Raw genomic sequence first — 11,437 nt, forward strand, 5'->3', positions numbered from 1 at the left:
TTAGGTGTCCCTGTGATTCGAATTGAATTGTCCACGCTCATCGCTAAATTGAATGCGCCAAGCAAATTAGCGCTCGAGCAAGCCGCCTCATTATGTATTGAGCGTCATCATCCTGAAGTCTTAGTTGAGCACTTCCTAGAGATCTTGCTAGATAATCCTTTGTCTGACGTTCGACTCATTACCAAGCAAGCAAATATCGACACTGAGTCGCTTAAGCAAGCGCTCGCAGGTAATTACGAGCGAGATAACACGCTTGATACCTACCCAGCGTTCTCGCCGCTGTTGGTTGAAGTACTGCAGGAAGCATGGTTGCTATCAACCACAGAGCTAAACCAATCAGAATTGCGTTCGGGAAGCGTCTTTTTTGCGGTATTAAATCGCGCCGACCGCTACTTGTCGCGTTCGGCATCCAAGTTATTAGCAGGCATTAATCGCGAGAGCTTGAAAACGCATTTTGACGCTATTGTCGCGGACTCTGCTGAAACTGCCGTGGAAAGTGACCAGAAAAAAGGGCCAAAAGCGCCATCAATGGAAGGCAGCGAGTCACCGCTTTATAAGTATTGCTCCAACATCACCGCACAAGCCAAAAATAGTGAATTGGATCCAGTGCTTTGTCGCGAAGAAGAGCTCAACTTAATGGTTGATATTCTTTGTCGCCGTCGTAAAAACAACCCAATTGTTGTCGGTGATGCGGGAGTAGGCAAAAGCGCCATGGTGGAAGGGTTAGCCTTACGCATTGCGGCCGGTAATGTCCCAGAGCGCCTACAAAACGTTGAGCTATTCTGCCTTGATCTTGGTTTGCTTCAAGCGGGTGCTTCCGTCAAAGGTGAGTTTGAGAAGCGCTTGAAAGGTGTCATTGATGGCATTAAGAGCGCGCCGAACCCCATTATTCTGTTTATTGATGAGGCTCATACTCTCATTGGCTCAGGAAACCAGGAAGGGGGCAGTGATGCCGCCAATTTGCTCAAACCCGCCTTAGCGCGTGGCGAGCTGAGCACGATCGCCGCAACCACCTGGAAAGAATACAAAAAGTATTTCGAAAAAGATCCTGCTTTGACGCGTCGTTTTCAGTTGGTGAAGCTTGAAGAGCCTTCCGTAAACCAAGCCGTTGATATTATGCGAGGGCTTGGCAGTGTGTATGAAAAAGCCCATGGTGTATTGATTGCCGATGATGCCTTAAAAGCGGCGGCGGAACTGTCTGCTCGCTATTTATCTGGGCGTCAGCTGCCTGATAAAGCGATCGATGTACTCGACACTGCCTGTGCACGGATTGCCATTAACTTAACGACTCCCCCTAAACGTCTCGCGTTACTTGAAACACTCTGTCATCAACGCCAGCAAGAAATAGAGATGCTGAAGCGAGCCCAATATATTGGCCAAGCCGTTGATCAAGCTCGTTTAGATGAGCTTGAGACACAAGAGCAAGCGGACGAAGCTGAAAAGCATGCACTGCAAGCACGCTGGGGGGAGCAGCGTTTGTTGGTTGAGGAAATCATTGATCTACGCGCGACACTGTTAAATCCGCCACTATCAGCCGAACTTGATGAGGGTCAAGTTGATGAAGCGTCACAAGAGCAAGACCGTGAAGCGTTAGCAAAGACATTGGCTGACAAATACGATGCACTTAACGCTATTCCGCATGACCAGCGGTTGATGCATCCACACGTTGATGCTGAGCAGGTGGCAGAAGTGATTTCTGATTGGACAGGCGTGCCTATCGATCAAATGAACAGCGACGAGCTCTACAAAATCACCAATCTGACAAGGTTACTGGGAAATGCGATTAAAGGGCAAGACATTGCTATCGAACGCATACATCGGCACTTACTGACTGCGCGTGCGGATTTGCGGCGTTCTGGACGGCCCAAAGGCGCATTTTTACTTGTAGGACCAAGCGGCGTCGGTAAAACAGAAACCGTGGTGCAATTAGCCCAGCAACTCTATGGTGGTAAACAATTTTTAACCACGATTAACATGTCAGAGTACCAAGAAAAACACACGGTCTCACGTCTTATTGGTTCGCCCCCAGGTTATGTTGGATATGGCGAAGGCGGTGTACTGACCGAAGCAATCCGCAAGATGCCATATTCTGTGGTGCTTCTTGACGAGGTTGAAAAAGCCCATCCAGAAGTGCTCAACATCTTCTATCAAGCTTTCGACAAAGGGGAGCTAGCGGACGGTGAAGGGCGCATGATTGACTGTCAGAACACAGTCTTCTTCCTGACGTCTAACTTGGGCTATCAAACGATTGTTGACTATGCACACGACAAAGCCAACATTGATGATGCGTTATATCCTGAGCTTGCCGCATTCTTTAAACCTGCCTTGCTGGCACGGATGGAGGTTGTGCCTTATGTCCCACTAGAACGTGACGTGTTGGCGGAGATCGTACGCGGCAAATTAGCGCACCTGGAAGCGACTTTTGCTCAGCGCTATGGCGCAACCGTTGATATTGACGACAGCCTAATTGACGAGATTTTGAAGCGCGCGACGCGGAGCGAAAATGGCGCTCGTATGCTTGAGGCGATTATTGAAGGACAGTTATTGCCACCCGTCTCACTCGAATTATTAAACAAGCTGGCCGACAAAGCGGCGATCACGCACGTTCGTCTACTGGCAGATAATGGCGAGTTTAAGGGTGAGGTAGAATAAGAATGCATAACTGGCTAGCTTATGTTACTGACTTAGCTCGGGAAAGGCGAACAACTGACTTGCAGTCTCGCTTTATCCAGATTTTGGTCAGCGAGCTCAAGCTGCGCAAAGGAATGCTGCTGGTCCCGAGTTGTGATGGCAGGCAGCTTGTCTGCCATTCCAGCGGGGAGTCTTGGTCTGTCACCGACTTTGACACGCCATTTGCACACGTGTTGCAAAATGCGACGACTAAGCATTTAGTGGCAGAAGACATTGTTTATTGGCAGTCTAATCGAGCCTTTTCAAAGGCTATTGGCGATCTTGGCTTATTTGAAGCCGTCTCTATTCGACCGTTAATTCGCCATGATAGACATGTAAAACTCTTGCTTTGTCTTATCGGCGATGACCAAACGCTATCTAGCCTTTGGAATGATGCGTCGTTTTTACAGGTGTTGGATGTGTTTGAACATCAATGGTCACTGCTCAATGAAATGGAAGGAGAGGAAAGCAATCGTCGTGCGTTAAAAGCCTCTTTGACTGACATTGAAAAGCAAACACGGCAGCAAGAAAGGGCGGCGAGCCTATCCTCCACCCTGATTGGAGACAGTACTTTAATGAGAAGACTGCGTGAGCAAATTGCTAATGCGGCTTCCTCACAATTATCTGTACTGGTCCAAGGCGAGACAGGAAGTGGTAAAGAACTTGTCGCGCGTGCCGTGCATGATTTATCACCGCGTCGACACCAGCCATTTATTCCGATCAACTGTGCTGCTATTCCTGAACATTTGCTAGAAAGTGAGCTATTTGGTTATGAAAAGGGTGCATTCTCAGGTGCGAACATAGATAAAGAGGGCCTGATTGCTCAAGCAAATGGCGGAACACTGTTTCTTGATGAAATTGGTGATATGCCGATGAGTTTGCAAGCTAAATTACTGCGTGTGCTTGAATTAGGGACGTTTCGCCCCGTCGGAGGAAGTCGAGAGCGTCAATCTGACTTTCGGTTGGTGTCCGCGACACATGTGCACCTGCTGGACAATGTAAAAACAGGCTCTTTCCGTCAAGATCTATACTATCGTTTGCTCCAATATCCGATTCATGTGCCATCGCTTGCTCAGCGCAAAGAAGATGTGCGTCAGCTGAGTTATCACTTTCTTGATAGATTTAATCATCAACATGGCACTCGTGTAGGAGAGCTGCAGCCTGACGCGCTCGATATGCTCTTGAGTTATAGCTTTCCAGGTAATGTACGAGAATTAAAACACCTTATTGAATACGCATGTGCTCAAACGCCTGATCGTGAATCTATCAGCATTGCGACCTTTAGTGGGCGTATCAGTAACGGGCAACCTGTATCAGGCTCCTCAAACGTTCAGTCGATGCCTATAGGCTATACCAATGGCGCGTCGACGGCTGATAGCGTGTTAAATATTGATGCAGCTTCCATCGCCGATCTAAAACAAGCGTTGCACGACTTTGAGCAACGGATCATCACTGATCGCTTGTCTCAATTTGATGGCGATAAAAGCAAAGCTGCCGATAGTTTGGGCATTCCTCGTCGAACCCTAACCTATAAGTGCCGAAAACTAGAGATAAAAGCCCCATGAATAACCCAAACTATTGTGCACTAGCCGGGGTCATGCTGGTGTCAATCTTGGCACCGTCCACGGTGACTGGCGCACCTGCTTCCGCTCAAAAGCAAGTTGAGCAAGCCAAACAATGCCGCGCGGTGACGTCACGATTAGATCGCCTCGCCTGCTTTGATCGCGTATTTAATACCCAAGTTTCATCGTCTGAACCTGCAGATAATCACTTAGAAATGCCGTTACAGTGGCGTAGAGCAACACAAGCGGCACAAGACAGTGCGCCAAAAACATGGTCATTGAATCAAAAGGGTGAGGGACGAGGAAGTAGCGCATGGATTACGTTACAGGCGAGTAACATTAACACCGCTTTTCGAGGCAGCGAACAGCCGTTATTGATGCTTAGCTGTATCGATAACTTAAGCCGAGTGGAGTTGATGCTACCGGAGCCGATTGATGATGGTCGGGTCAAACTAACGTTCCCAAATACTCAGACCCAGTATTGGCGAAATGATGACTCAGGTGTTGTGCTCTCGTCCTCTCGTGGTCTACCTGCAATCCGTCTAATGAAGACATTAGCGCAGGATGAACGCTTAACCATTCGCTCTAATTCTCAGTACGTTGATGGGCTGACATTTGATACCCAGCCATTAAGTAATGCACTGGGCGCTCTTCGTTCTCGTTGTGGTTGGTAAATATGGAACTGAAAGAATATAAACGCAGCATTTCACAGCCAATCCCGGGAAATAGCGCAGTCGGTGAGCGTTTAGTCGATGATCCTTTGTTTGATTTCGTTGAAGATCAGATGATGAAAGTTGGCTCTCTCTCCCATGCTGATGTTCAGTGGGACGAGGTGGAGCACAGCGTTGTTAAGTTGTTAGCAGAAAAGAGCAAAGACATTAAATTGCTGACTTACCTGCTGCAGTGTCTACATCACCAAGCGTCTCCGGCTCGCTTTATCCTCTCGTTTGAGTTGATGGCATCATTTATGTCTCAGTATTGGGAAGACAGCTTCCCAGCACCGGGTAAGCGTGGAAATCTGCCTCGTCGAAAGTTCTTTAGTCAAATGGCACAGCGATTTTCGATGGCGATAGATAAAACGGACTTTGGCCAGTTTGATGCGCAAGATCGTGAGTCATTGACGGAGGCGATCGCCGAATGGGAAAAGGCAGTTGAAGAGAAAGGCCTGACCAATGACGTCGTCAGTAGTGTCGTCGTGAATGTGCGAGCCGAACTGCGAAAGGCGGAAGAGCGTCAGCGTGCTAACCAAACCGCGAAAGAAACACCGCAAGCCTCGGCGCGAACCGCAACGACAACAGCGACATCCTCTGGCTTAGATGTTGATCACTCCAGCGACAAAGCAACCAAGCAAACGTTACTAAAAGTCGCCTCTTTTTTGGCGGAACAAGATGACGGTATGGCACTCGCGATCCGCCTTCGTCGCTACGCGGTTTGGTACAGCATTACCGCCTTACCCGATCATAAAACTGGCGGCGAGACGCAATTGCGAGGGATGCAACAAGATCGAGTGAAAGACTATCAAGATAAAATGCGGCACCCCGATTTGGCATTATGGCGGCAAGTTGAGCAAAGCCTCACTATGGCACCTTACTGGTTTGAAGGGCACTTAATGAGTTACTCCATTGCTAAAAAATTGGGTCACCAAAGTTGGTGTGACGCGATTCAGTCAGAAGTCAGTCAGTTTCTAGAGCGGCTTCCTGGGCTGGCAGAGCTGAAGTTCAAGGGTGGAGAGCCGTTTGTGTCTGATGCGGTTAAAGATTGGCTAGCTCATGGCAGTACGGGACAAGCAAGTGGAAAGACCGTAAACGGTGACTGGCAAGAAAAGAGAAAAGAAGCGCTGTCGTTGGCCAAAGAGGGAGGTATTGCGGTAGCACTCTCCATGCTAAACGATGGGCTACAAGCGGCACGAGAACCACGCGATCATTTCTATTGGCGAATGATATCGGCCGATCTCATGCGAGCGAATCAACTTAACAGTATGGCTCAAGAGCAGTATCAAACGCTAAATCAAGAAATTAAAACCATGAGCGTCATCGACTGGGAACCCAGCTTGGTGGAACAACTTGAACGCAGTACAACGTCAGAGTGATTAAGGGCGAAAATTCATGTGGAAAAACATTTTTAAAATAGCGAAAAAGCTTAAGCCTGGCATGGTCGCAGCCTTTCCTATTTTATTAGCAGCGATTTTTATTCTTGTTAATGTCGCCATTTGGTGGGCAGGCCCTTGGTTGACGATGGGTGAGAAAAAACCATTAGCATCCGTGATGGCACGCGCTATTTGTAGTGGTTTTATAACGCTTGGCGCTTTAGCGATTTGGGGCGTATGGCAATGGCGAAAGCTACAAAGCTTCCAAGCAGAGCAAGCCCACACTGAACGATTGCGTGAAGACCCCATTCAGATATACGAAGAGCGCCAAGAGAAAGAGCTGAATCAGGTTGTTGCAAATATGAAGCAAAACTTGAACAAGCGGAATCATCTCTATGCACTCCCTTGGTATCTTGTTCTCGGGCTTGAAAATGCGGGGAAAACTAGCCTAATTAATCGTTCGGGGCAGAACTTTGTTTTCTCTTCAGTTATGCGCGCATCGGGCAAAAAGAGTGAGAATCCATACTCATTTGACTGGTGGATCGGTGACGAATCGGTTGTTATCGACCCAGATGGTGAGTTGCTGACACAAGGACATAAGGACGAAAATAATGATGGTGAGCTTGAGCGTCGTTTGTGGTCGCATTTTGTTCAGTGGCTGGAGCAGACCCGTAGCCGCCGTCCGCTGAATGGGATTGTATTAACCCTTGATGCGTCACACCTTGCCACGGCCACGGCATCAGAACGCAAGGCGTATGCCAACCTATTACGAGCCAGGTTGCGGGAGTTGATGGAGACGCTATCGACACGGCTTCCTGTTTATATTGCACTAACAAAACTCGACTTGTTGTATGGCTTCGAACCGTTTTTTAAACATTATTCTAAGCAGCAACGCGATGAGGTGCTTGGTTTCACTTTTTCTTTAAACTCTGTGGATGATTTGGACTCATGGCTTAAAGAGTTTGATGAAGACTATTCTGCATTTATTGATCGCATTAATGCGATAGTTCCGCATGCACTGGCCGCTCCGATTGATTTTGAGGATCGTAAAGCGATTTATAGCTTCTCGCGTCAGATCACTGGGCTGAAAGATATTCTTGCTACTTTTTTCAATGAAGCACTGGCGAGTGACCAATTCTCTACTTCGGCGCTGGTTAGAGGCGCGTATTTTACCTCTGTCTATCAGCAAGGGGTACCAACGAACGCATTCGATGATGCAGCCTCTCGTCGTTATGGATTGTCACATGCGGTCAATCATGCTCAAAAGGCCAAGAATTCAACAATTTTTTTCACGCAAAAACTATTTAGCAATATTATCTATCCCGAGGCGGGGCTCGCGTCGGATAACTTCCGCGTGGCAAAACATAAACGGCGCCTGATGGGAATGTCTGTTCTGGCATGCTCTATCGCCACTGTCTTATTAGTGGGGACGTGGCATCGCTATTATCTGGCCAACGTCGCACATGCAGATGCGGTATTGACAAAAGTTGATCAATATAAAACCCAATTCTCAAACAGTGCTGCCGGTGCATCGCAACGTGAGGTGCTTAAACCGCTCAACCAGATCCGTCAAGCGACGCTGGAATTTGGCTTTTTCCGCGAAAAGCCTAAATATGTCTCTGACTTTGGTCTATATCAGGGTCATGTGATTGGACCTAAAGTCGAACAAACGTACCTCAACCTATTAAAAAGTCGATTCTTGCCACTCTTAATGGCAGATACCGTGGTGGATATTAATCAAGCGGAGACGGATCAGGAACAGCTAGTTGCATTGCGTGTTTATCGGATGATGGTGGATAAAAGCGGCCGCTATCATGACTATGTGATGGATTATTTTAGTCAACGATGGCAACAAGAATTTGCCGGGCAAAAGGTCATTCAAGAACGTTTACTCGGCCATTTGGATTATGCCATGCGGCATACGGATTTGACGGCTGCACGTCGTCAAGGTGACGACGTGGCAGAGCGTGTGATGCGGCCCTATGATATGACCATTGCACGTGCTCAAGCCGATTTGCGGACAATGCCGACCGACCAACGTGTATATCGGAACTTGAAGCTAGACGCAGAGACCGTTCTGGGCTCGGGAATGAACCTGCGGAACGCGGTAGGTCCTGTCTTTGATGTTGTTTTTGATGAGCGAGAAGTCGATAGCGAAAACTTACATATTCCGCAAATGCTGACCAAAACTGGCTTTGAAGATTACTTTGTGCCGAAGCTCCAGTCAGTTTCTGACTTGGCGTTGATTGATAGCTGGGTATTAGGTGAAGCAGAAACGGCGCAGTTTAGTGACGCGGATAAAAAGGCACTTAGAAACAAAATACGTGATTTGTATGTTGCTGATTATACAAATACGTGGCGTACAGCGCTGAACGAAATTGATGTGAAGTTTTTCAGTGATATTAACGATGCCGTAACGGTTCTGGATAATTTTACTGGGCACGTAGGACCCTTGCAGCGTTTATTACGCACCCTCGAAACCAATACCCAGCTTGCATCAGGCCTCGGTTTGGATGAAGACGCTCAAGAAGCGATCTCAGAAAATCCAAAATATGAGGTGGCGTCACAAATACAGGCACCATTTTCAGATTTGAACAGTCTTGTTAAAGCGGTGAATGACAAACCGGCCTACCTGAGTGAAGTGTTGGCGTCGGTACAGGAGCTAAAAAGCTACCTTAAATCTATCCAAGATGCGCCTGACATAGGTACAGCGGCACTGGATGCGACCAAAGCACGTGTTAAGTTGGTGAATACCGACCCCATTTATACACTTAAACGGATTGCTACCGGTTTACCTGAGCCGCTTGATGGTATGGTTGATAAACTCGCCGATGAAAGCTGGCATGTCGTTAAACAAGCGGCCATCAAACACCTTGAAGTCCGTTGGTATCAAGATGTCTATCGCCCTTATCAACAAAAGTTGGCGAACCGATATCCGTTTAATCCTAATGCCAGTAAAGATGCATCACTTAGCGACTTTGAAAGCTTCTTTGCGCCACAAGGAACTTTGGATAATTTCTACAATAGTCAGCTGAAAATATTTATAGATGAAAACATATCAGTTGGAGATAAAGGGACAAATGGGTCGTTAATTCGCCAAGACCTGCTAGCCCAGATCCAAAAAGCACAAAAAATCCGAGAAGCTTTCTTTAATCGTAAAGGTATCTTGGATGTGAGCTTCTCTGTTGAGCCCTTGCGTTTAAGCAGCAATAAACGACGCAGTGTTTTGAATGTTGATGGCCAGTATGTGACCTACAGCCATGGGCCTAGAGACAGTATTGAGCTCATTTGGCCAAACACGCTTCGTGACTCGGCTACCTCAAAACTGACATTGGTGCCCACGAAAACCAACCTGTCACCGCGTAGTGTAGTGATTCGTGGTCCATGGGCGTTGTTCCGTCTCCTTGATCAAGGAGCAGTGGTCTCGGCTAGTACTACCTCGGTTGACTATCAATTCAATGTTGATGGCGGTGGAATGATCTACCGTGTTAATGCTCAGGCTGCCACTAATCCATTCACGCAGCGCTTGTTCAAATCGTTCAAGCTCTCACGCAACCTCTACTAACTGATCATGGGGCGAGTGCACTCGCCCCTGCTTTATCAGGAATGCTAAATGTCTTTTATACTCTCGATTGATAATCAGCCTTTTCGTATTATCCAAGATGTTCAACCCTTGCGTGATGACGAGCGTTATCAAGCAATTAGAGACCAAATCAATAAACGACACTCGCCATTATCCGGGGGGACCGATTGGCAATTTGTAAAAGATAACTGTCAAGCACTCGCCAGTGAGCAGGGTATTGATTTACTGCTCAGTGGCTACTACACCGTCGCGGCGTTAAAAATTGGCGGTCTAGCAGGATTGGCAAACGGGTTGGAATTGATCCTTGCTTGTTTGAATAACGAAGACGCGGTCTCTGAAAAGCGTGCCCGGGCGCGAAAAGAGGCGCTGGAGTGGGTCAATGCGCGTGTGCAAGGCGAACTGAATCAAATCAAGCCAGACCAACAAGCATTACGCGAGTTGTACCGTTGTGAAAAGCTCTGCGACACCCTATATCATGTGCTCGAACAGCAGCAACCCAAGTATGTGGTTGACTATGAGGGGATCGCGTATGTGTTGTTTGAACATATCGACCGAATAGAAACGCGATTTCATAGTGCACTAAAACAGCAACAACGCGATGAAAACGTTAACCCAACCATTAGTATAAGGGTAAGCCGTATTCGCACTCTATTGGCCGGTGTCGTAGGGGCCTGTTTAACCGCGGTCATATGGCTGGGTTACCCATATATCCCTTACTTTCAAACCCCCTTTCAAGTCGATGCGCCGGCGCCGAGCTTAAATCATGCTGACGCCACGGCGGCTTTTGCAAAAACGCATCAGCCAAGCACCTTAGTGCGTTGGGAATCACAATTCGTCCCGTTATACGCGCAATCGACGACTCAAGAATTGGAGCAGTCGATTGAATCGAGCAAAGTACTGGCCAAGGCGCATCTTAATGCATTGGCCACACTCTATGCCGACAATAAACAAACTCGAGAATTATTGACGCGTTATGACATGGAGCGCAAAGAGGCACTGGAAAATACCGCTAAATATATTGATAAGTTTCGTGCCGTGCGGACCAAGATGGCGAATATGGCCCTACTTGCAGAGCAAAACCGCTGGTGGGCGTTGCAAAAGCAAACTCGCTCTTTGGAAGACTTCGCCATCAGCTTATCGCCTATTTATGGACGAGCCGATTATGTCGCAACACTCGTGAAACAGGGTGATATGGATAAAGCCAACGCCGAGCTAGCCGTACTTACCGAACGCTTAAATTACCTAAGTTGGAAAGTCGTCCAGCTTCAAGAAAAAATTAATGTTCATCAAACCACCCAGTAGCCTCATCCTGAGCAACTTTTTGCCAAGCCAAGCAAAAAGTTGCTCGATACGTGCAAAAAATTGGTCACGTAATCGCTAAGGCTTTGAAAATAAAGAAATAAAAAATTGGCATGAATCTAGCATTGTAGGGTGGCGAACAAGCAACATCACCGTCGTGGTGATGCTCTCTCATTACATACAAAGGAGCGATTATGCCAACGCCATGTTATATCTCGATTGAAGGCGAAACCCAGG

At 47.5% G+C, this 11,437-nt stretch carries 6 protein-coding genes; all 6 read left to right on the forward strand.

All coding sequences use genetic code 11. From position 1 onward, the window contains the following. Positions 1-12 precede the first annotated feature (12 nt). The 6 genes from tssH to HLG76_RS04835 all read left to right on the forward strand — a co-directional run bounded on the left by tssH (position 13) and on the right by HLG76_RS04835 (position 11,203). Positions 13-2,652, forward strand: coding sequence for a type VI secretion system ATPase TssH (gene tssH, locus HLG76_RS04810; protein WP_077577315.1), 2,640 nt, complete (start codon positions 13-15; stop codon positions 2,650-2,652). A 2-nt stretch (positions 2,653-2,654) separates the two neighbouring features. Continuing rightward, positions 2,655-4,235, forward strand: a complete 1,581-nt coding sequence (locus HLG76_RS04815; protein ID WP_077461335.1) for a sigma-54-dependent Fis family transcriptional regulator — start codon at positions 2,655-2,657, stop codon at positions 4,233-4,235. After that, positions 4,232-4,906, forward strand: a complete 675-nt coding sequence (vasI, locus tag HLG76_RS04820) for a type VI secretion system-associated protein VasI (RefSeq protein ID WP_241827400.1) — start codon at positions 4,232-4,234, stop codon at positions 4,904-4,906. Before HLG76_RS04815 ends, vasI begins: the two co-directional genes overlap by 4 nt. 2 nt (positions 4,907-4,908) lie before the next feature. Beyond that, positions 4,909-6,321, forward strand: coding sequence for a type VI secretion system protein TssA (gene tssA, locus HLG76_RS04825; RefSeq protein WP_175993184.1), 1,413 nt, complete (start codon positions 4,909-4,911; stop codon positions 6,319-6,321). Positions 6,322-6,382: 61 nt separating this feature from the next. Next, positions 6,383-9,883, forward strand: coding sequence for a type VI secretion system membrane subunit TssM (gene tssM, locus HLG76_RS04830; protein WP_175993190.1), 3,501 nt, complete (start codon positions 6,383-6,385; stop codon positions 9,881-9,883). Positions 9,884-9,931: 48 nt separating this feature from the next. Next, positions 9,932-11,203 (forward strand): type VI secretion system ImpA family N-terminal domain-containing protein, encoded by a 1,272-nt coding sequence (locus HLG76_RS04835; RefSeq protein WP_175993185.1) that lies wholly within the window; start codon positions 9,932-9,934, stop codon positions 11,201-11,203. Positions 11,204-11,437: the final 234 nt, after the last annotated feature.

The sequence above is a fragment of the Salinivibrio sp. EAGSL genome, from assembly GCF_013366455.1.
Taxonomy (GTDB): domain Bacteria; phylum Pseudomonadota; class Gammaproteobacteria; order Enterobacterales; family Vibrionaceae; genus Salinivibrio; species Salinivibrio costicola.